The organism is Streptomyces sp. NPDC048565 (assembly GCF_040650935.1).
Classification (GTDB): Bacteria; Actinomycetota; Actinomycetes; order Streptomycetales; family Streptomycetaceae; genus Streptomyces.
This window is the reverse complement of the sequence record NZ_JBEZIH010000001.1, coordinates 298,106-318,196: the sequence shown is the minus strand read 5'-3', so window position 1 is coordinate 318,196 and position 20,091 is coordinate 298,106. Positions and strand designations below refer to the sequence as shown.

Annotated in this window: 19 protein-coding genes and 2 pseudogenes; 9 read left to right on the top strand and 12 right to left on the bottom strand. The window is 71.2% G+C overall.

Going from position 1 to position 20,091, the window contains the following annotated elements:
- The first annotated feature begins 30 nt into the window (after positions 1–30).
- Together AB0C75_RS01400 and AB0C75_RS01395 are read left to right on the top strand one after the other, a co-directional pair.
- Positions 31–1,500, top strand: coding sequence for an MFS transporter (locus tag AB0C75_RS01400; protein WP_362885895.1), 1,470 nt, complete (start codon positions 31–33; stop codon positions 1,498–1,500).
- Complete coding sequence (locus AB0C75_RS01395; RefSeq protein ID WP_362885893.1) at positions 1,497–2,090, top strand: TetR family transcriptional regulator; 594 nt, start codon at positions 1,497–1,499, stop codon at positions 2,088–2,090. Before AB0C75_RS01400 ends, AB0C75_RS01395 begins: the two co-directional genes overlap by 4 nt.
- Positions 2,091–2,101: 11 nt before the next feature.
- On the opposite strand, the gene AB0C75_RS01390 is transcribed toward AB0C75_RS01395, so the two are convergent.
- Together AB0C75_RS01390 and AB0C75_RS01385 are read right to left on the bottom strand one after the other, a co-directional pair.
- Positions 2,102–2,881, bottom strand: a complete 780-nt coding sequence (locus AB0C75_RS01390; protein ID WP_362885891.1) for a DeoR/GlpR family DNA-binding transcription regulator — start codon at positions 2,879–2,881, stop codon at positions 2,102–2,104.
- A 55-nt stretch (positions 2,882–2,936) separates the two neighbouring features.
- Positions 2,937–3,413 carry a MarR family transcriptional regulator gene (locus AB0C75_RS01385; RefSeq protein WP_362885890.1) on the bottom strand — a complete coding sequence of 159 codons (477 nt, stop codon included), beginning with the start codon at positions 3,411–3,413 and terminating at the stop codon, positions 2,937–2,939.
- Positions 3,414–3,509: 96 nt separating this feature from the next.
- On the opposite strand from AB0C75_RS01385, the gene AB0C75_RS01380 reads away from it, so the two are divergent.
- The gene (locus AB0C75_RS01380; protein ID WP_362885888.1) at positions 3,510–4,403 is read left to right on the top strand and encodes an alpha/beta hydrolase; all 894 of its coding nucleotides are present in this window, start codon (positions 3,510–3,512) and stop codon (positions 4,401–4,403) included.
- A gap of 92 nt (positions 4,404–4,495) precedes the next feature.
- Here the strand turns inward: AB0C75_RS01380 and AB0C75_RS01375 are convergent, their stop codons facing one another.
- Both AB0C75_RS01375 and AB0C75_RS01370 read right to left on the bottom strand, forming a co-directional pair.
- The gene (locus AB0C75_RS01375) at positions 4,496–5,338 is read right to left on the bottom strand and encodes a class II fructose-bisphosphate aldolase (RefSeq protein WP_362885887.1); all 843 of its coding nucleotides are present in this window, start codon (positions 5,336–5,338) and stop codon (positions 4,496–4,498) included.
- Positions 5,339–5,488: 150 nt separating this feature from the next.
- A pseudogene (locus AB0C75_RS01370) lies at positions 5,489–5,584 on the bottom strand (excalibur calcium-binding domain-containing protein); the annotation flags it as partial.
- Positions 5,585–5,819: 235 nt separating this feature from the next.
- Between AB0C75_RS01370 and AB0C75_RS01365 the strand changes: the two are divergent.
- Positions 5,820–6,785 (top strand): Ku protein, encoded by a 966-nt coding sequence (locus tag AB0C75_RS01365; protein ID WP_362885886.1) that lies wholly within the window; start codon positions 5,820–5,822, stop codon positions 6,783–6,785.
- Between the two features lie 132 nt (positions 6,786–6,917).
- Here AB0C75_RS01365 and ligD read toward each other — a convergent pair whose 3' ends face one another.
- Positions 6,918–7,877 (bottom strand): non-homologous end-joining DNA ligase, encoded by a 960-nt coding sequence (gene ligD / locus AB0C75_RS01360; protein WP_362885884.1) that lies wholly within the window; start codon positions 7,875–7,877, stop codon positions 6,918–6,920.
- A gap of 46 nt (positions 7,878–7,923) precedes the next feature.
- Positions 7,924–8,517: a dihydrofolate reductase family protein gene (locus tag AB0C75_RS01355; RefSeq protein ID WP_362885883.1), complete on the bottom strand. Its 594-nt coding sequence runs from the start codon at positions 8,515–8,517 to the stop codon at positions 7,924–7,926.
- Between the two features lie 154 nt (positions 8,518–8,671).
- Here AB0C75_RS01355 and AB0C75_RS01350 point away from each other — a divergent pair, with 154 nt between their 5' ends.
- A complete protein-coding gene (locus tag AB0C75_RS01350) occupies positions 8,672–9,034 on the top strand; it encodes a hypothetical protein (RefSeq protein ID WP_362885881.1) in 363 nt (120 codons plus the stop codon).
- 297 nt (positions 9,035–9,331) lie between these two features.
- On the opposite strand, the pseudogene AB0C75_RS01345 reads toward AB0C75_RS01350, so the two are convergent.
- The 3 genes and pseudogenes from AB0C75_RS01345 to AB0C75_RS01335 form a co-directional block, all read right to left on the bottom strand.
- Positions 9,332–10,372 (bottom strand): annotated as a pseudogene (locus AB0C75_RS01345) (glycoside hydrolase family 5 protein); the annotation flags it as partial.
- A gap of 167 nt (positions 10,373–10,539) precedes the next feature.
- Positions 10,540–11,127: a hypothetical protein gene (locus AB0C75_RS01340; RefSeq protein WP_362885879.1), complete on the bottom strand. Its 588-nt coding sequence runs from the start codon at positions 11,125–11,127 to the stop codon at positions 10,540–10,542.
- 182 nt (positions 11,128–11,309) lie between these two features.
- Entirely contained in the window at positions 11,310–12,158 is an 849-nt protein-coding gene (locus AB0C75_RS01335) for a helix-turn-helix transcriptional regulator (protein WP_362885878.1), read from the bottom strand.
- A gap of 277 nt (positions 12,159–12,435) precedes the next feature.
- On the opposite strand from AB0C75_RS01335, the gene AB0C75_RS01330 reads away from it, so the two are divergent.
- On the top strand, positions 12,436–13,377 hold the full coding sequence (locus AB0C75_RS01330) for an SDR family oxidoreductase (RefSeq protein WP_362885876.1): 942 nt from the start codon (positions 12,436–12,438) through the stop codon (positions 13,375–13,377).
- Positions 13,378–13,490: 113 nt separating this feature from the next.
- Here AB0C75_RS01330 and AB0C75_RS01325 read toward each other — a convergent pair whose 3' ends face one another.
- Positions 13,491–13,865, bottom strand: a complete 375-nt coding sequence (locus AB0C75_RS01325; RefSeq protein WP_362885874.1) for a VOC family protein — start codon at positions 13,863–13,865, stop codon at positions 13,491–13,493.
- Here AB0C75_RS01325 and AB0C75_RS01320 point away from each other — a divergent pair.
- A complete protein-coding gene (locus tag AB0C75_RS01320; protein ID WP_362886153.1) occupies positions 13,779–14,198 on the top strand; it encodes a beta-propeller fold lactonase family protein in 420 nt (139 codons plus the stop codon). The genes AB0C75_RS01325 and AB0C75_RS01320 overlap by 87 nt on opposite strands.
- On the opposite strand, the gene AB0C75_RS01315 is transcribed toward AB0C75_RS01320, so the two are convergent.
- The gene (locus AB0C75_RS01315) at positions 14,179–15,582 is read right to left on the bottom strand and encodes an RICIN domain-containing protein (RefSeq protein WP_362885873.1); all 1,404 of its coding nucleotides are present in this window, start codon (positions 15,580–15,582) and stop codon (positions 14,179–14,181) included. The two genes, AB0C75_RS01320 and AB0C75_RS01315, sit on opposite strands and share 20 nt — an antisense overlap.
- A 142-nt stretch (positions 15,583–15,724) precedes the next feature.
- The gene (locus tag AB0C75_RS01310) at positions 15,725–17,938 is read right to left on the bottom strand and encodes a helicase (RefSeq protein WP_362886151.1); all 2,214 of its coding nucleotides are present in this window, start codon (positions 17,936–17,938) and stop codon (positions 15,725–15,727) included.
- Between the two features lie 300 nt (positions 17,939–18,238).
- Here AB0C75_RS01310 and AB0C75_RS01305 point away from each other — a divergent pair, with 300 nt between their 5' ends.
- Positions 18,239–19,165 (top strand): ABC transporter ATP-binding protein, encoded by a 927-nt coding sequence (locus AB0C75_RS01305; RefSeq protein ID WP_362885871.1) that lies wholly within the window; start codon positions 18,239–18,241, stop codon positions 19,163–19,165.
- A complete protein-coding gene (locus tag AB0C75_RS01300) occupies positions 19,162–19,995 on the top strand; it encodes an ABC transporter permease (RefSeq protein WP_362885870.1) in 834 nt (277 codons plus the stop codon). Before AB0C75_RS01305 ends, AB0C75_RS01300 begins: the two co-directional genes overlap by 4 nt.
- Positions 19,996–20,091 lie beyond the last annotated feature (96 nt).

Here is a 20,091-nt window from a genome sequence, read left to right as displayed (position 1 = left end):
CTTGTGCACCCCTCTGCGTACGGAGACCCGATGACCGCATCCGCGCCCGCCGCCGCGGACCACCCTCGCTTCGCCGTCGGCGTCCTGGCCTTCTGCGGCGTCGTGGTCGCGATCATGCAGACGATCGTGGTCCCGCTGCTCCCGCACATACCGGAGCTCACCGGCGCCACCCCCGCGGCCGCGAGCTGGCTGGTCACCGTGACCCTGCTCACCGGCGCGGTGTTCACCCCGGTGCTCGGCCGGGTCGGCGACATGTACGGCAAGCGCCGGGTGCTCGTCGCCTCGCTGGGCGTCCTCGTCGTCGGGTCCGTGCTGTGCGCGGTCAGCTCCCACATCGGCGTACTGATCGCCGGGCGTGCCCTTCAGGGGGCGGCCATCGCCGTCGTACCGCTGGGCATCAGCATCCTGCGCGACGAGCTCCCGCCCGAGCGGGTGCTGTCGGCCGTGGCCCTGATGAGCTCGACGCTGGGCATCGGCGCCGCCGTGGGGCTGCCCGTCGCCGCGGTGGTCATCGAGAACTTCGAGTGGCACGCCATGTTCTGGGTCTCCGCCGTCATCGGCCTGCTCGACATCGTCCTGGTGTTCCGTTGGGTGCCGGAGTCGCCGTTCCGCTCCCGCGGCCGGTTCGACGCGCTCGGCGCGCTCGGGCTGACCGGCGCCCTGGTCTGTCTGCTGCTGGCCGTCACCCAGGGCGGCGGCTGGGGGTGGACGTCGGCGCGCACGCTCGGCCTGTTCGCCGCCGCCGTCGTGATCGGGCTGGTCTGGGGGGCGTACGAACTCCGGGTGCGCACCCCCATGGTCGACCTGCGGGTCTCGGCGCGCCCCGCCGTGCTGCTGACCAATATCGCCGCGCTGCTGATCGGCTTCGCGTTCTACGCCAACTCCCTGGTCACCGGGCAGATGGTGCAGGAGCCGAAGGCCACGGGCTACGGGCTCGGCGCCTCGCTCATCGTCAGCGGACTGTGCCTGCTGCCCAGCGGTGTGGCGATGGTGGCGCTGTCGCCCGTGTCCGCCCGGATCTCCGCCAAGCACGGTCCGAAGACCAGCCTGGCGCTGGCCGCCGTGATCATCGCCATCGGCTATGTGGTGCGGTACTTCACCAGTCACACCCTCTGGACGATCATCGCGGGCGCCACGGTCGTCGCGGCCGGTACCGCGATCGCCTACTCCGCGCTGCCGGCGCTGGTGATGAGAGGTGTCCCGGTGAGTGAGACGGGCGCTGCCAACGGCCTGAACACACTGATGCGATCCGTCGGACAGGCGTTCTGCAGTGCCACGGTGGCCGCCGTACTCGCCAACATGACGTTCCTGGCGGCCGGGCGCCCCGCGCCCACGCTCGGGGCCTACCAGCTGGTCTTCCTGATAGCCGCGGGCGCGGCGCTGCTGGCTCTCGCGGTGACGCTGTGCCTTCCGGGCGGCGGCGCGGCCGAGGGTACGGTCGGGAGGAAAAGCCGGAGCAGCGGCCGTACGCGGGCGATGCCGATCCAGGGAGGCGCATGACCGCCCGAGTCACCGCAGCCGCTGACCCCGAAGTGGCCGCCACCGCCGCCGATGCGGCGGCCACGGGCAAGGACGCGATCCTGCTCGCCGCCCGCCGGGCGTTCTCCCTGCGCCCGTACGCGGAGGTGACGATCCGGGGCATCGCGGCCGACGCGGGCGTCAGCGCCTCCCTCGTGGTGAAGCACTTCGGCCGCAAGGAGCAGCTCTTCAACACGGTCGCCGACTTCGGGCCGGCCGCCGATGAGCTCTTCGACGCCCCGCTCGACGAGCTCGGCCGCCATATGGTGCTGACGCTCGTACGCCGGCGCAGGGAGCAGCGGGGCGACCCGTTCCTGAGGGTCGTCTTCTCCCTCGGCAACCACGACGAACGCTCCCTGCTCCGTGACCGCTTCCGCGAACAGGTCACCGCGCGCCTGACGACCCGGCTCCCCGGCCGGGAACGCGCCCTGCGCGCCGAGCTGATCGCGGGCCACCTCATCGGCCTCGGCGCCACCCTGAGCCTCCACCGCGAGGGTGCGGGCTCCCGTGCGACGGCCGAGCGGCTCGCTGACCTGTACGCCCCGGCGTTGCAGCGTCTGGTGGAAGGCTGACGCGCTCCGGATCAGACCCGCAGGACCTCGACGCCCAGGCCGGTGAACTCCTCGACGACGTCATCCGGGGCGTCCCGGTCCGTGACCAGGACCGACACCGCGCCGGTCTCGCAGACCTGCGCGAAGGCCCGGCGCCCCAGCTTGGAGGAGTCGGCGACCACGATCACCGTGCCCGCGCACTCGGCGAGGGCGCGGTTGGCGCCGGCCTCGGACTCGTCGTGCGTGGCCGCGCCGAAGCGGGCGTGCACGGCGTCGACCCCGAGGATCGTGCAGTCCAGCGCGAGGCCGCGCAGGACCGTGTCGAGCAGGGGGCCGACGAGTTCGTACGAATTCGGCCTGGCCACCCCGCCGGTGACGACGATCTTCACCTGGGGGCGGACCGCCAGCTCGTTCGCGATGTTGATCGCGTTGGTCACCACGGTCAGCGCCACGCCCCCGCCCGACGGCTCCGGCCGCAGAGCCAGCTCCCTGGCCACCTCGGAGGTCGTCGTGCCGCCGTTGAGCCCGACGGTGGAGCCCGTGGGGATCAGCTCGGCCGCCGCCTGCGCGATGCGCTGCTTCTCGTCCGCCCTGCGGGCCGCCTTGTAGCGCAGCGGCAGGTCGTAGGCGACGGTGCTCACCACCGCGCCGCCCCGGGTGCGGGTCAGCAGATTCTGCCGGGCGAGCTCGTCGAGGTCGCGGCGTACGGTGGCGGCGGAACAGCCGAGCCGCTCGGCGGCGTCGAGTACGTCGAGATGGCCCTGGTCGCTGAGGATCTCCAGCAGCCTGGTCCATCGTGTGTGCGCCGCCACCTGGTCCTCCTCGTTTCCCGCTCCCCGCAAACCTTACGGTCCCGGCCGCGTGGGCCTACGGCGCGTCCGGGTCGCGCGCGATCCAGCCCGGTGAGTCGAGCCGGATGGTGCTGTCCCCGACGAGCGGCCTGAGTGTCTCCTCGAGTGCTGAGACCGACGCCGCACCCACCTGCTTCTCCCACTGCTCACGCAGCTCGTCGAAGACCGTCTCGCCCTCCCGCAGCAGTGCGAGTCCGCGCTCGGTGACCTGGAGCCGCGTCCGCCGGCGGTCGGCCGGGTCGGACCGGCGCGCCACGTAACCGCGTTCCTCAAGGGTCGCGATCGTCTTCGCGGCCGCTTGTCTCGTCACCGACATCCTGCGGGCGAGCTCGGAGGCGCTGTCGGCGCCGGACAGGATCGAGTGGAGGGCGAAGTCGTGCACCGGCCGTACGTCCTCGTACCCGCGCTCGGCGAGCTCGGCGGCGGCGCGATCGGCCAGGGTGCGGAAGCCGGCGAGCAGGAGCAGGGCGAGATCGGCGCCTGATCTGGACATGCGGCCAGCATAAGAGGACCCAAGACACCCTTTGACAATGGCAACCAGGTTGCCTACCTTGGTTGGCAACCAAGTTGCCTATTTCGGGAGCTTCCCATGCCCACGATCACGCCCCCCGGTGCGACCCTTCCCGGCGTCACGCATCACCTCGCCGACATCAACGGAACGCGACTGCACTACGTCTCGGCCGGCACCCACGGCTCTCCGATCCTGCTGGTGCACGGCTGGCCGGAGACCTGGTGGGCGTTCCGCAAGCTGATTCCGCTGCTCGCGCGGACCCACCGGGTCTTCGCCCTCGACCTCCGCGGCTTCGGCGACTCAGGCAACGCCGACACCGAGTACGGCGAGGCGGTCACGGCCGAGGACCTGCACCACCTCGTCGAGCACATCGGCGCGGGCCCCGTTCACGTCCTCGTCCAGGACATCAGCGGCGGCACGGGCTTCCGCTTCGCGGCGACGCGCCCCGATGACGTCCTCAGCTTCACCGGGGTCGAAACGTCCCTGGCCGGCTTCGGGTTCGAGGCTCTCGCCGATGTGAACAACCGCGGCTCCTGGCATGTCGGCTTCCTCGGCGCTCCGGGCATCCCCGGAATGCTCCTTCCCGGCCATGAGCGCGAACTCCTGGCCGGCTGGGCCTTCCCGCTGATGAACGGGACGGAGGGATCCATCGGTGAGAGCGACATCGACGAGTTCGTCCGGAGCTACGCCCGCCCGAACGCCTGGCGGGGTACGGAGGGCCTTTACGGGGGCCTCTTCTCCGACAGGGGCGCGACCAGGGCGCTGGCCGAGTCGCGGCCGATCGCCGTGCCGGTACTCACCGTTGAGCGTGCCGGCCACGGCGGGATGACCGAGGCGACCTTCCGTCAGGTGGCCGCCGGCGAGGTCACCGCGGTGCGCATCGAGGGGGTCGGCCACCTCATCGCACAGGAGGCGCCCGAAGCGCTCGCGGCGGCCCTTCTGGAGTTCACCGGGAAGGTCGACACCGTCTGAGGGTGGCGAACTGCCTTGGTTCCTACGGCCTGTCGCGGGTGAGGGGGCGCGCCCGCTTCCGTCCGGCCCCCGCTTCCGTCCGGGCGCCCCCGCTACCGTCCGGGCCGCGCCAGCACTGCCAGCAGACGCGCCACCTCGGCGGCGACCGCGTCACGGGCCGGGCCGAGATACGCGCGAGGGTCGGCGACCTCGGCGTGGGCGTCCAGATGGGCGCGGACGGCCCGGGTGAACAGCTTGTTCAGGTGCGTGGAGATGTTGACCTTCGTCATGCCGGCACCGACCGCCGCCGCGAGCCCGGTGTCCCCGACCCCCGAGGAACCGTGCAGGACGAGGGGGACACCCACCGCGTCACGCAGCCGGGAGATCAGCGCGAAGTCCAGAACGGCGTCGCGGGTCAGCATCGCGTGCGAACTGCCGACGGCCACCGCGAGCGCGTCGACGCCCGTGGCCTCCACGAACGCCCGCGCCTCGTCCGGATCGGTACGCACGCCGGGGGCGTGCGCCCCGTCCTTGCCCCCGATCTCGCCGAGCTCCGCCTCCACCCAGACGCCATGGCTGTGGCAGTAGGCGGTGATCTCGCGGGTGGCCTCGACGTTGTCGGCATACGGGAGCACCGACGCGTCGAACATGACGGAGGTGAAACCGAGTCGGACGGCCTCACGCACCAGCTCCGCCGACTCGGCGTGGTCGAGGTGCACGGCGACCGGCACGCGCGCCGTCCGCGCGACGGCGAGGGAGGCGAGCCCGATGGGTTCGAGGCCGCCGTGGTAGCGGGCGGTGTTCTCGCTGATCTGGAGGATCACCGGAAGTCCGGCGGCTTCCGCTCCGCTCGCGATGGCCTGCGCGTGTTCGATCTGCACGACGTTGAAGGCCCCGACGCCGGTGGCGTCGGCCCGGGCGCCGTGAGCGATCTCGCCGGTGGATATGAGCGGCATGGGCTTCCTTCGAGGATGCGGGTTGCGTGAACCCAGGCGATTGATGCTCGAATTTGCTCATTTATAGCGTGCTTGAAGCAGATTGGAAAAGAGCAGCCGCCTCCGGTAAGGCCGGAGGCGGCTGCTGAGGTGGTGGCGGGGAGGTTGGAGCTACTCGCAGCCCACCCCGTCGCCGTCGCGGTCGAGGTGGGATCCGTATCCGGGGTCACCGCGGTGGATGGGCGCTGCGCCGGCGTCGCGTACGGCGGCCTCTTCGACGAGGCCGGCCCCGCGGCCTGGTGACCCCGCTGTTCCGGCGCCCCGGCGCGGGTGACCGGCCCGGCCCCCGGTGATCCACATGCGGTCCTGGGGCAGGGGCGCGAGGATCGGGTTACGGGCGGTGGTCCGGCCGCGCCAAGGCCCTCTCGGGCCAGGTTCTCCCTTCCAGGCGCTCCGGTCCGCCTCCCGGCCCAAGCCGCCCGGGGGGTGCTGGAGGTACCGGATGCCGCGCCCCCTGTGGACAGGAGCGATCAGCTTCGGGCTGGTCACGATCCCCATCAAGGTGGTCTCCGCGACGGAGAACCACTCGATCTCCTTCCACCAGTACCACCAGGAGGACATGGGCCGGATCCGCACCCGCAAGGTGTGCGAGCTCGACGGCAAGGTCCTTTCTCAGGACGAGATCGGCAAGGGGTACGAGGTCGCCAAGGACCGGACCGTGCCCGTCACGGACGAGGAGCTCGACCGGATGCCGCTGCCGACGGCGAAGGCCATCGAGATCGTCGCGTTCGTCGAGGCCGACAGCATCGACCCCGTGCGGATCAGCGACAGCTACTACCTGGCGGTCGACGGCCAGGTCGCGGCCAAGCCCTACGCCCTGCTGCGTAAGGCGCTGGAGCGCAGCGACAAGGTCGCCGTGGCGAAGTTCGCCTGGCACAACCGGGAGCGGCTGGGACTGCTGAGGGTGCGGGAGGACGCGATCGTGCTGCACTCGATGCGCTGGCCCGACGAGATCCGCAGCCCGGAATCCCTCGCACCCCGGGAGACGGAGCTGGACGAGGACGAGATCGACCGCGCCGTGCAGCTCACCGACAGCATGGCCCTGGACGACATCTCCGGCTTCCGCGACCGCTACCGGGAGGCCCTGGAGGAGCTGCTCGCGGCCAAGTCCGAGGGCAAGGCCCCTCCGGCGGCTGAGGGGGAAGAGGAGGAGGAACCGGGCAAGGTCATGGACCTGATGGCCGCCCTGAACGCGTCGGTGAAGGCGGCCAAGGAGACGCGGGGCGAGGACGCGACCGTGCACGAGATGACACCGGGCGGCAAGCCCCGCACCCGGAAGAAGACCGCCCCGGCGACGGAGCAGGGCGCGAAGAAGACGGCGGGGAGGAAGACCGCCGCGAAGAAGACGGCAGGGAAGAAGACGGCCTCGAAGAAGACTGCGGCGGCGAAGAAGCGGGCCGCCTCCTGAGCCGTGCCCCCGGCCTGCGTGCACCAGCCGTGGCCCCCGGGCCGTGTGCACCGGGCGGAGGCAGCGGGCGCGTGCGCCGGGCCGGGCCAGCGGGCAGGGCCAGGGGGCGAGGGCGGCGTGTGTCCCCCTCCGTCATTCGAGGTCGTCCGGTGCCAGGTCAGGCCGCAGCCGGTGCCAGGACGGCTGCCGCAGCCGTCCCGCCTTCGTACGCGTCGAGTACCGCACCTCGCCGACCAGCCGGGGCAGCACCCAGTGGGCCCCGGCGACCGGTGGCGTCTCGTCGAAGGGGCAGGTGTCGACCGCGGCGACGCGGAGCAGGTCCGCGAGCCTGGTCCGCTCGGCGTCGCTCCACCCCGTGCCGACACTGCCCGCGTAGCGCAGGCCGTCCGGATGCCGCTCGCCGACCAGCAGCGCACCCGGCAGTCCGCCCAGCCGGCCGCGTCCGGGCACCCAGCCGCCGACGACGACGTCCACCGTGCGGGCATGGCGGATCTTGATCCACGTACGGGCGCGGACCCCGGGCTCGTACACCGAGCTCAGCCGCTTCGCGATCACGCCCTCCAGGCCCGCCTCGCGCGTCATGGTCAGGGCCTCCTCGCCGTGCCCCACGACCACCGCGGGCGTCGACCAGCGCGGCCCGTTCAGCCCGAGCTCCTCCAGCGCGGCGCGGCGCTCGGTGTACGGCAGGGGCGCCAGGCTCCGGCCGCGCAGGAACACCGCGTCGAACAGCACCAGGTGGGCCGGCACCCGCTGCGCCGCGCGGGCTGCCTTCCCGGGTGAACCGGAGAGTCCCATCCGCGACTGCAGCCGCTCGAAGTCGCTGCGCCCCTGGTCGTCCAGCGCGACGATCTCGCCGTCCAGCACCGCAGGGACGCCGCCGAGCGCGGGACCGAGCGCCGCCAGATCCGGATACGCGGGGGTGATGTCGGCCCCGGACCTGGCCAGCAGCCGGAGCGAGCCGTCTCCCGGCAGATAGGCCATGGCGCGCTGGCCGTCCTGCTTCACCTCGTACGCCCACTGCTCGTCGGTGGCGGCGGGCGGCAGGCGGCCCGGGGTGGCGAGCATGGGGGCGAAACGGGGCAGAGAGGCCATGGCGGCAGCCTCTCAGCAGTCGGGCCGCCGAGCGCGCGGACACCCCCTACGCCTGGTCGGCGGCCCGGTAGGTGCAGACATGTACGCCCGTGCCGCTGATCGCCGTGGACACCAGTTCCAGCGGGCGCAGGGCGCCGTCACCGGGGAAGATCGTCTTACCGCCTCCGACGACCACCGGCATGATCATGAGGCGGAGCTCGTCGGCCAGTCCCTCGTGCAGAAGAGTGCGGGCGAGCGTGGGGCTGCCCATGACCAGCAGGTCGCGGCCCTCGGCCGCCCGCAGCTCCCGGATGCGGGCGGCGGCCCCGTCGCCGGGGATGCGCGTGCTGTGGGACCAGGTCAGCTTGTCGTCGCCGAGGGTGCTGGAAACGACGTACTTCGGGATGGAGTTCATCCGGTCGGCGAAGGGGTCGCCCGCCCGCTCGGGCCACGCCGCTGCCATGTTCTGCCACGTACGCCGGCCGAAGAGCAGTGCGTCGGCGTCGCGCAGCGCGGAGTCGAACGCGCCGCCCACCACCTCGTCGAAGTACGGGTGTGTCCAGCCGCCCTGTGTGAAGCCGCCCTCGGTGTCCTCCTCGGGCCCTCCGGGCGCCTGCACGACCCCGTCCAGGCTCATGAACTCGCTGATGACGATGCGCACTGCTTCGCTCCTTGGTCCGATCCGGATGTACGACTGTGAGACTGCCGCACACCGGGCAAGTCATCGGTGCGGGGGAGTCCTCCGGACGAAATCCTCGGGACGAACGCCCGTACGCATGGCACCATGTGCGGCATGACGACCAACCGAAAGGTCCATGCCGCGTAACCGCGCAGGGCACCTCCGCAGAGGCCGGCCGCACGACCGTCGGCCGCACCGCGCAAACACCGTCATCGACGGCGTCTCCTCTCGCACGCTCGCCGAGATCGCCCGCCTGGAGCTGAGCCGCAACTACCTCACGCCCGGCGACGTCGGCGCGGCCGTGCGCAGCTGGAAGCGGCACACGCGGCAGCCCCTGGGCGCGCTGTGGCGCGACGACGAGCTCGGCAACTCCCACTGGGACTGCTGCGGCGACCCGCTGGAGGCGCGGGAGCTCCTCGACACGGTGATGGGGGCGCTGTCGCCGCGCGGGGCACGTGAGCTCCGGCGTATCGTCAGCATGCTCGACGCAGGCGGATGAGCTCCGCCGACGCCGCGTATGTGTCACCGCACCGTGCCGTGTCGCCGCGTCGTCCGGGTGGGGGAAGCAAGGGTGAACCCGGGGATGTGCGGGGCGACTTGGGCGGCGTCCGGGGGATTCGAGCGGCAGGCCAGCCGCTCCGGCAGATTTCGGGCAATGGTCCGAAAGCTTCGAAGACTTTCGTCGATGCGGGCTCAGTCGTCCTCGCATCGGAAAGCCCGTCGGCCGGCAGGAGGCCCCTGCCGGTCGACGGGGCGGGCGCGGTCAGTTCGCGCTGTTGCTGTTGCCGCTTCCGCTGCCGCCGAAGACGGTTGCCTCCTGTGAGGTCTGGGTGATGCCGTTCGCGCCGTTGAGGACGCGCTCGCCCCAGGAGCTCAGCCGATTCGGGTCGAAGTCGATGGCCAGGTCGAGGATCGGGTCGGTGTTGCCGCTCCAGGACCACGCCAGATAGCCGAGGCCGAGCTGTTCGGCGGTGGCCATCATGGTGTCCTCGTCCGGGTCGCCGTACTGGTCGGCGGGTCCGCCGAACTCGCCGATGAGCAGGGGCAGTCCGGCGTCCACGAACGCGTTCAGGTAGTCGGTGACCGCATCGGCCGTGTTGTAGACGCTGTACATGTGGATCGAGAAGATCAGGTTGCCTGTGGTGTCGGCGTCGTACACGGCCTGGGCGTTGGCGCGCATGACGCCCTCCCAGTCCTGGCCCCAGTTGGGCGCGTCCACCATGATCGTGTGGGCGAATCCCGCGTCACGCAGCTTCTGGACGGCGGCGGTCGTGGGCGCGGTCCAGCCGGCCGGGTCGGTATTGCCCCAGGGCTCGTTGCCGATGTTGATGATGACGTAGTCCTCTTGACCCGCGAGTACGTCCTTGAGGCCGACCCAGTAGTCGGCCGCCTGGTCGAGGGTGCCCGCCTCGGTGTCCTCGCCGTAACCAGTGGTGTCGTGCACTTCGAGGACGCAGATCAGCCGGTTGGTCTTGCAGTCGTCGACGATCCCCGCGACTTCCTCGGGGCCGTTCTCCGTCCAGCGGTGGCCGTCGGAGAGTACGACGCGGACGGTGTTCGCGCCGAAGGCCTTGATGTCGGCAAGCGACTGCGTCTCGCCCGGGTACCAGGTGTGCGCGTGGTTGACGCCGCGCATGACGAAGTCGTTGCCGTTGCCCTCCAGCAGACGGCCTTCGCTGATGTGCAGACCGGTGGCCGCGGCGTCCACCTGCGTGGGCCTGGCCTGCGCCGCGGCGGGGCCGAGCGCGCCCAGCAGGACGACACCGAGAAGGGCGGCCAGGCCCTTCAGCAGGGCGGGCAGGGGGCTCTTGCGTGCCGTACTCGTTGCTGATCTCACTGCGACTCCAGTGGGGTGGGCGCCGGGTGACGCAAACATCGGATGATGTGGGAGCGCTCCCATAAACCCATCTCGACAGGGTCACGTCAAGACTTCGTGCATGCTTCGACGCGCTTCGACGCGCTTCGACGGACTTCGGCTGACTCCGCGAGGGACTGCGGCCCGTGTCAGGTACTGCTGACGCAGATCGCGTCGTACGGACGGCCCGGGCTCGGGAAGAGTTCGATGGGGTCGTCCGCTTCCGCCGGGCACTCGTCGGCGGTCTTGGTCAGGGCGATGACCTTGCTCCCGCCGCTCTCGCAGGCCACCTCCTTCGCCTCGTCGCTCACGCAGTCGCCCACCACCAGCTGGCCGCCGCCCGCGCCCGCGTCTCCGGGGTGGTCGCCGGAGAGATTACGGCCGCAGATGGTCTTGCTGGGGATGCCGCCACCGGAGCTCCCGCCGAAGGACACCTTCACCGAGATGATCTCGTCGGTGCCGGCCGGACATTCGACGGCTCCCGCGAAGACCTCGCCGTCCTTGACCTCCAGTGCCTTGATCGTCGCCTTCGGGTCGTCGCAGTCGAGCCCCTGGAAGCCGTCCTTCGACTCGCTCGTGTCCGGCCCCGCGCAGTCGCCGGCCTTCCAGTCCCTGGACTTCTGGCTGCCGCCCTTCGACGACCCGCCGCCGTCCGACGACTGGGTGCACGCCGTGGCGGCGCCGAGCACGAGCGTGAGCATCAGGACGCCCTTCGCGCAGTCCTGGAGAACGGTCATGCTGCTCCTCGGGTACGTGGTGTGGTCCGAGCGGCAACCACTGTGCGCCGCGCGGCAGTTCGCGCGTGAGGACGGCGGAACGGCACCGGACGGTTCCCGGACTGCGCCGAGCGCTGTGCGCCACCGCGGAACCGGTGCGCGGGGCGGAGGGGCAGTGGGGCAGCGGGTCGGCGGGTCGCGGGTCAGCGCAGCGCCTGCGGGCCGATGACCGAGAGCAGGCGCAGCCTGTCGTGGCTCTCGCTGCCCGGAACGGCGGTGTAGACGAGCAGGCGGTGCGACTGGTCGGGGTCGAGGAGGTTCTGGCAGTGCAGTTCGAGGGCGCCGACCTCGGGGTGGATGAAGCGCTTGACGTGATGGGGACGGATGCCGACCTCCTGCTTCTCCCACAGGCCCCGGAATTCGTCGCTCCGGGCGAGGAGCAGCTCGGCGTAGTGAGCGGCCCGGGAGCCGGGGCCCCGTAGAGCGGACGCTTCGCGCAGGCCGGACGCGAACATCCGGGAGAGGAACGCGTGATCCTCCGGTGCGTAGAGCTCACGGGTGGCCGGATCGGTGAACCAGCGGTAGCCGATGCTGCGCGCCGGGCCCGTGTAGCGGGTCGCGTCGCCGGTGAGGGCCGTGCCGAGCGGGGTCTGCCGCAGCGTCTCCCCGAGCTCGGTGACGACCTCGGCGGGTGTGTCGTCCAGCCGGTCGAGGATGCGCAGCAGACCGGGGCTGATGTGCTCGCTGAAGGTGCCGGTGCCCCGGACGGGCGGGGTGTGGCCGGCGAGCCGGAACAGATGGTTCCGCTCGTCGAGGGAGAGGTGCAGGCCCTGGGCGATCGAGGCGATCATCGGCTGGGACGGCTGCGGGCCGCGCTCGCGCTCCAGCCGGGCGTAGTAGTCGGTCGACATGTGGCAGAGCTCGGCGACCTCCTCGCGGCGCAGCCCGCTGGTTCTGCGCCGCTGTCCGCGCGGGAGGCCGACGTCCTCGGGTTGCAGCAGCTCCCTGCGGCGGCGCAGGAACGCCGCGAGCGCCGGCCGGTCGATCTCCATGGGCTTTCTCCCTGGCGCTTGTCCCCGGACCGCTTCCCGGATCGCTTGCTGCGGCCTGCGGCTCTGCCTCTCGTACCGATCTTTTCTCATCCTTTCTAACGCGAGTGCCGCCGCTCATCCACGGAGCGTCGATCCCCCTCTGCGGCAGGCGTGTCCCGGCGCTGTCCGTAAGGGTCGTCCGTAGCCTGGCCGCGCGTATCAGTGGATCGGCAGTCCCTGGATGGGGCCGGGGCGTCGGGTCACGGTGGGGGCAACGACATCGTGAGGGAGTGCAGACATGCCACGCCAGGACATCGACATCACCGTTCCCGACCTGACCGGGAAGCGCGCTGTCGTCACCGGAGCGAGTGACGGGATCGGGCTGGGCATCGCGACGCGCCTGGCCGCCGCCGGAGCGGAGGTCATCATGCCGGTCCGTAATCCGCGTAAGGGCGAGGGGGCGGTCGCCAGGATCCGCGAGCGGCATCCGGAAGCGAGCGTCTCGCTGCGGGCCCTCGACCTCTCCTCGCTCGCATCCGTCGCCGAGCTCGGTGAGACCCTGCTGGGCGAGGACCGCCCCGTCCATCTGCTCATCAACAACGCCGGCGTCATGACCCCGCCCGACCGGCAGACAACGGCCGACGGCTTCGAGCTGCAGTTCGGCACCAACCATCTGGGCCACTTCGCCCTCGTCAACCACCTGCTGCCCCTGCTGCGAGCCGGTCAGGCGCGCGTGACGTCCCAGATCAGCGTCGCGGCGAACAGCAACGCCATCAACTGGGACGACCTGAACTGGGGGCGTTCCTACAACGGCATGCGCGCCTACAGCCAGTCGAAGATCGCCTTCGGCCTCTTCGGCCTCGAACTCGACCGGCGCAGCAGAGCGGCGGGCTGGGGCATCACGAGCAACATCGCCCACCCGGGGGTCGCGCCGACGAGCCTGCTCGCCGCCCGCCCCGAAGTCGGCCGCGCCAAGGACACGCTGGGTGTGCGCCTGATCCGCGCCCTGTCCGCCCGCGGCATCATCGTGGGAACGGTGCGCACGGCACAGCTGCCCGCCCTCTACGCCGCCACTTCCCCCGAGGCCGAGGGCGGCGGGTTCTACGGGCCGAGCGGGGCCGGGCATCTGGGCGGCCGCCCTGCGGGGCAGAAGCTGTACAGCCGCCTGCGCAGCGCCGAGGAAGCTCAGCGTGTCTGGCGGATCTCCGAGGAACTCGTGGGGACCGGCTCCTGGGGATAGGACGGACCAGGACCTTCGCGGCCCCGCTCCGCCCCCGCCCCGCTCCGCCCCCGCCTTGCTCCTGTCCCTCTCCCTGCCCCGCTCCTCCCGCTACGGGGCCCGGCAGTCGGCCCTCAGGCGCCCGGGAGGAAGAGGCAGAACGGGTGACCGTGAGGGTCTCGCAGCACCCGTACGTCGTCCTCGGGCTGGTACTCCTGCACCGTCGCGCCCAGGGCGCAGGCCCGCTCGGTCTCCGCCTCCAGATCGTCGACCAGGATGTCCACGTGCGCCTGCATCTGCTGGCTGCCGGGGCGCTGCGGCCACTCCGGAGGAACGTGATCCGTCTCCAGCTGGAAGCTGAGGCCGGGGCGTTCGCGTTCGGGATCCCTCAGGCGGACCCACTCCGGCTCACGGTCGACCTCCTGCCAGCCCAGCAGGGCCCGGTAGAAGTCGGCCAGCGCGGGAGGATCGGGCGTCCCGAGAACAAAGGCACCGAGTGTGGTCGTCATACCTCTCACCTTGCCCTCTCCATCGGCCCCGAGGGCCCGCTGTCGTACGGGACCGAGGCCGGCTCGGGCCCTAGGCGCCTCACCTTCCACCGGGACGGCCGTACGGCCTACCTGCTCAACGAGTTGACCGCAGACATACACACTCTGAGGTGGGACCCCCGAGCGGGAACGCTCACCCGGCGGCAGACGCTGTCCGTCGACTCCCAGGACTTCACGGGGACCAGAAGCGCGGCAGAGATGACCCTGAGCCCTTGCGGCAATTTCCTGTACGTGTCCAGCCGGGGCGAGGACTCCCGTGCCCCCGTACCTGCCTTCACTCCTTCTTCGGCTTGATGATCTCCCACTCCTGGTCGTCGGTGTTGGTGCATTCGGCGATGGTCAACGGAGTCTCGGTGCCGCCGTTATGGCCCTTCACGTCCAGGCACGCGCTGTTGCTGGCGAAGTTGCGGATCCAGTAGTGACCGCTCTCCTGCTTGTCGACCCACCAGAGCTGGTTCTCCGCCGTCGTGCCGTCGCAGCCGCGCTCGTTGACCGGAGATCCGAGGGGGCGGGCTCCGAATCCCTCCAGGTTCATGCAGAGCCCGTCCGTGGCGTTCTGGATCTGGAAGAGGGGAACCGCGCCGGGGCCGCCCTTCGGGTACTTCACATCGAGGTGCCAGTACTCGTTGTCGCCCTTTTCGTGGCAGTTGGCCTGCTGGACGACCCCACCGACCTTGCCCTTGCCCAACCCGGGGATGTCGGCGCACATATGCGTGGTGGCGTTGCGCAGCATGACGTTCCTGGCGGGAACCACGCCGGGCTTCTTCGGGGCCTTGGTGTCCCCGCCGCCCCCGTCACCCTTCTTGGACTCATCGGCGGCCGGCTGCTCGGATTGGGCCGGAGGCGAATCGGCCGCGCTCGGCGGGGTCTCCGGGGTCGCGCTGGGACTGGGCGCGATCGTGGCGCCCGCCTGCTGCGTCTGCTCGGTCGCAGTCGTCCCGACCTGCGGCTTGTACGCGATCCAGATCATCACGAACGCGATCGCGAGAGCGACGAGAACACCGAAGAAGGTGGCCAGCCAGCGCGGCAGAAACCCACGCTGCACATACGTGCCCTCGACCTTCGTCGGATCGACCCCGGACCGCCGCACCGCCAGCGAGTACGGCCGCTCCTCCTTCGTCCCGAACCAGATGATCTTCTTGGGCTTGAGCGTCGTCCCCACGAACGCCGCACGGCCCGGCTCGATCTGCACATTCCCAGGACGCAGTTCGTACGACAGATGATCACCGTTGTCGCTACCCGCGATCGACGCCGTCACCTTCGTGTTACCGAGGTTGTCCACCGCCAGCCTCGGCCGGCCCCGGAACCGCCCCTTCACCGTTGGCGGCACCAACTCCGCCCGCACCTCGGAGAACGGGGTGATCGTCAGATTCCCTTCAGGCACCGTCACCGCATCCGGGTGCTCCGTCGGCGTGATCCGCACCGCATACGGATTCGGACCCGCCACCGCGTCCGGCGAACGCGGCGGTGCGAACGCCAACTCCACCGCCCCCGTCGTACCCGGATACAGGCGCAGGGTCTGCGGCTCGACCGTCATCCAGGGAGCCACATCCCCGAACGGCTCGAAGCGGTATTCGTCGACGACATCACCGGTATTACGCACCCGCAGCCGCACGCGCGTGCGGCTGCCCGGGTCGACGGTGGCGGACGCGGGCTCCAGGGAGGTCCAAAGGGTCACCACGCGAGGCTATGCCCTCGGCCACGCCCTGTCAGGGGCGTCCGGGGCACACCTGGTTGCCCCGGAGGACGCCGCTGCTCGCAGCAGCTACCTGCGGCGGTGCAGGAACGCCGCGAGCGCGGCTCGGCCGATCGCCACCCTGTCAGCGCAGGGACGCGGGCAGCTCCTCGCGGTGCACGATGCCGAGGCGCTGGGTGGCGCGGGTCAGTGCCACGTACAGGTCGCTCGTCCCGAACCTCCCGGGCTCCACGACCAGGACGTGGTCGAATTCGAGCCCCTTCGCCTCGCGCGGACCCAGCAGCACGACGGGGCGGGTGAGGTCGGGTTCGGCGCCAGGGGTGAGCCCGTCGAGCGGGGCCGCGATCTCCTCGTGCAGCTCACGCGGCGCGATCACGGCGAGCCGGCCCTCATCGGGCGTCAGCTCGTCGACGGCCCGTGCCACCGCGCCCGCCAGATCCTCGCCGGAGTCCCGGGTCCACGGGGTCTCGCCGGTGGAGCGCACCGAACCCGGCGGCTCGAAGGACGGGTCCTCGGCCCGTACGACCTTGGCCGCCAGCTCCATGATCTCGGCGGGCGTACGGTAGTTGACCCCCAGCCGTACATGCTCGAAGCGGTCACCGACATACGGCTCCAGGATCCTCTCCCACGAACCGATGCCCGCCTCCTCGGACGTCTGCGCCGGGTCCCCGACCAGGGTCAGCGAGCGGGTCGGCGAACGGCGCATCAGCAGCCGCCAGGCCATCGGCGACAGCTCCTGCGCCTCGTCGACGATGATGTGCCCGAACGCCCAGGTCCGGTCGGCGGCGGCCCGTTCGGCCGCGCTGCGGTGATCGGCTTCCTCCTGGCGCTCCGCCATCCGCTCGGCGTCGATGACGTCGTGGGCGGCCAGGACCTCCGAGTCCTCCTCGTCCTCGAACTCGTACGTCTCCGAGCCCCGGGACAGATCCAGGACCCCCTGCGCGTAGGCGACCCGCTCCTGGCGCTCCGCCTCGGCGGCGGCCCGTTCGGCGCTGTCGTCGGAGCCGAGCAGCTCGGCCGCCTCGTCCAGGAGCGGCACATCGGCCGGCGTCCACTCCCGGTCGCCGGGGGCGCGCCGGATGGCCTCGGCGTCCTCGTCGGGTACGTACACGGGCTCGGCCAGATAGCCGGCGAGGAAGTCCTCGGGGGTGAGCAGTGGCCACAGCTCTCCGACAGCGGCGTGCACCTCCTCGCTCGCGGCGACGCCCTTGCCGAGCTGGGCGACATCGTCCGGGCCGAGGAAGTTGGGGCCGCCGTACGGATCCGCGCCGATGCGTTCGGTGAGCTGCTCGGTCAGGGCGTCGATGATGTGGAAGGTGAAGTACGGGCGGGCGAGGTTGTGCGGCAGACGCGTCTCGCGGGCCGCCTGCCTGGCCTCGTAGGCGATCTCCCAGTCCAGGACGAGGTCCCCGTCGTCGTGCGGGACGACGACGGGTGCGCCGGGCTCGGGCAGTTGCTGCCGGTCGCGTACGGCGAGGGCGAGGGCCTCGGCCATCCCCGCGCCGCCCTTCACGGCCGCGGCGCGGGGCGTGTCGGTGGCGCGGGCGTGGACACCCGGGAAGAGCTCGGCCTGGGTGGCGAGCATGACGCCGGTCTCGCCGAGCGCGGGCAGCACCTCGCCGATGTAGCGCAGGAAGGCCGGGTTGGGGCCCACGACCAGGACCGCGCGCTTGGCCAGCAGCTCACGGTGCTCGTACAGCAGGAACGCGGCCCGGTGCAGCGCGACCGCCGTCTTTCCGGTACCGGGACCGCCCTCGACGACGAGGATGCCACGGTGCGGGGCGCGGATGATGCGGTCCTGCTCGGCCTGGATGGTCCGCACGATGTCGCCCATGCGGCCGGTACGGGCGGAGCTCAGCGCGGCGAGCAGCACGGCGTCACCGCTGGGATCCTCGAAGCCGGTGCGTTCGCGGTCGCCCAGGTCGAGGATCTCGTCGTGCAGCTCGGTCACCGCGCGGCCCTCGGTGGTGAGGTGTCTGCGCCGCCGCAGCCCCATGGGCGTATGCCCGGTGGCGAGGTAGAAGGGCCGGGCGACCGGTGCCCGCCAGTCGATCAGAAGGGGCGTGTGCTCGGCGTCGTCCTCACGAATTCCGATACGGCCGATATGGTGCGCGGCGCCGTCGCTGAGATCGATACGGCCGAAGCACAGCGAACCGTCCACCGCATTCAGGGCGGCCAGCAGGCCGGAACGCTCGGAGACGAGCACATCCCGTTCGAGCCGGGCCTGCAGGTTGTTCCCCACCGGGGTCAACGCGTCCTCGACACGGCGTGCGGTGACCCCGCGCAGCGCGTCGACACGGTCGTAGAGCCGGTCGATGAATTCCTGTTCCTGTTGCAATTCGACGTTTTCGCGAGTTGACAAAATCGCTCCCTGCCGGATATGGTGTTTCTTAGTGGCCCCCAGTGAGGGGCCTTTTTCTGTGGGCACACAGAACCATCCAATATACGCGAGGAAATCCCCGCTCCGCAATTCAGGGGCGGGGATTTCCTGCGCTCGGCGCACGCACCTCCCATGCGGGTGTCACGGGCGGTACACGCACCCGCATGACGGGTGTCACGGACCGGCATGACACCCGTCATGACGTCCGATGACAGGCGGCACTGCCCTCCGCCCCGTCCCGCCGGGAGGCTGGATGACATGAACGCAGTCATCGAAACCATCGGACTGAAACGGAGCTACCAGGACTTCGAAGCCGTACGCGGCATCGACTTCACGGTGGCCCGAGGTGAGCTCTTCGCCCTGCTGGGAACCAACGGGGCGGGCAAGACCTCCACCCTGGAACTCCTGGAGGGCCAGGACACCCCCAGCGGCGGAAGCGTCCGCGTCCTGGGCCACGACCCGTTCCGCGAGCGGTCGGCGGTGCGGCACCGCATCGGGGTGATGCTCCAGGAGGGCGGGTTCCCGCCGGAGCTGACGGTCCTGGAGACCGTACGGATGTGGGCCGGCTGCACGACCGGCGCCCGTCCCGCCGACGAGGCCCTCGCCCTGACCAACCTGTCCGACCGGCGCGCCGTGCGGGTCAAGCAGCTGTCCGGCGGCGAACGCCGCCGCCTCGATCTCGCGCTGGCCCTGCTCGGGCGGCCCGAGGTGCTGTTCCTCGACGAGCCGACGACGGGCCTGGACGCCCAGTCACGCCGGGACACCTGGGAGCTGATCCGCGAACTCAAGCTCCAGGGCACGACCGTCCTGCTGACCACGCACTACCTGGAAGAAGCCGAACAGCTCGCCGACCGGCTGGCGATCATGCATCAGGGGCGGATCGCCACCACCGGGCGGGTGGCCGACGTGGTGGCCGAACGGCCCTCCCGGATCACGTTCCGGCTGCCCCAGGACCGCTTCCTCGGGGAACTGCCGCCGCTCGCGCCGATGGGCGTGACCCGGCACACGACCGAGGGCGGGACCGTACGGCTGGAGACCCGGGACCTCCAGCGCACGGCCACCGAACTGCTCACCTGGGCCGACCGCACAGGCATCGCACTGCACGCCCTCGACGCCCGGTCCGCCTCGCTGGAAGAGGCCTTCATGGAGATCGCCAGGACCCTGGACAAGGAGGAGTCACGATGACACCCCCCACCCCCACCCGCACGTTGTCCGTCCCCGCCGGCCCGTTGCCCGCCGCCGCACCGGTCCGCAGTGGCCCCGTGTCCCGGATGGCGGCTCTCGGCCGCGCGGAGCTGACACTGCTGCTCCGCAGCAGGGCAGCCCTGTTCACCGCGCTCGTCCTGCCCGCCACCATGGCCTTCTCGATGCGCGGCCTGGTCAAGGGCCTCGACCTGGCCGGCACCGGCCTGTCGATCGCGACCGTCCTGCTGCCGGGGACCCTGGCCATGGCCCTGTTCTTCTCCGTCTACACGAATCTGGTCGGCGTGTACGTCACCCGCCGCGAGAGCCTGGTGCTCAAGAGGCTGCGCACCGGCGAGGTGCGCGACGCCGAGATCCTCGCCGGCGGCGCGCTCCCGGCGGTCGTGCTGGCACTCGTCCAGTGCCTGCTGCTGGCCGTCGGACTGACGATGGTCCTGGACGCCCCGGCGCCCGCCGCCCCGCACCTGGTGCTCCTCGGGCTGCTGGGCGGCGTCGTGATGCTCGTCGCCCTGTCCGCGCTGACGGCCGCCTTCACGCGGACGGCGGAGAGCGCGCAGCTGACGTTCCTGCCGTTCATGCTGGTGACCATGGCCGGCTCCGGGCTCTTCCTGCCGCGCGAGGTGCTGCCGGGCGCTGCGGCCGACATCAGCGCCTGGCTGCCGTTCTCCCCGGTGATGGACCTCCTGCGAGGCGGCTGGACGGGCGATCTCGGCGGCATGGACCAGGTCCGCCTGCTGCTGGTCACCGCGGCCTGGACGACGGCGGCCACCCTGGGCGTGCGCCGCTGGTTCCGCTGGGGCCCGCGCGGTTGACAGCGCCATGGAGCACACGGGAGAAGCCGCGTCGGCGTGCCGGTACGTACGCCACGGAGCCGGGCTCCGTGCCGGTACGTACGCACGGAGCCCGGC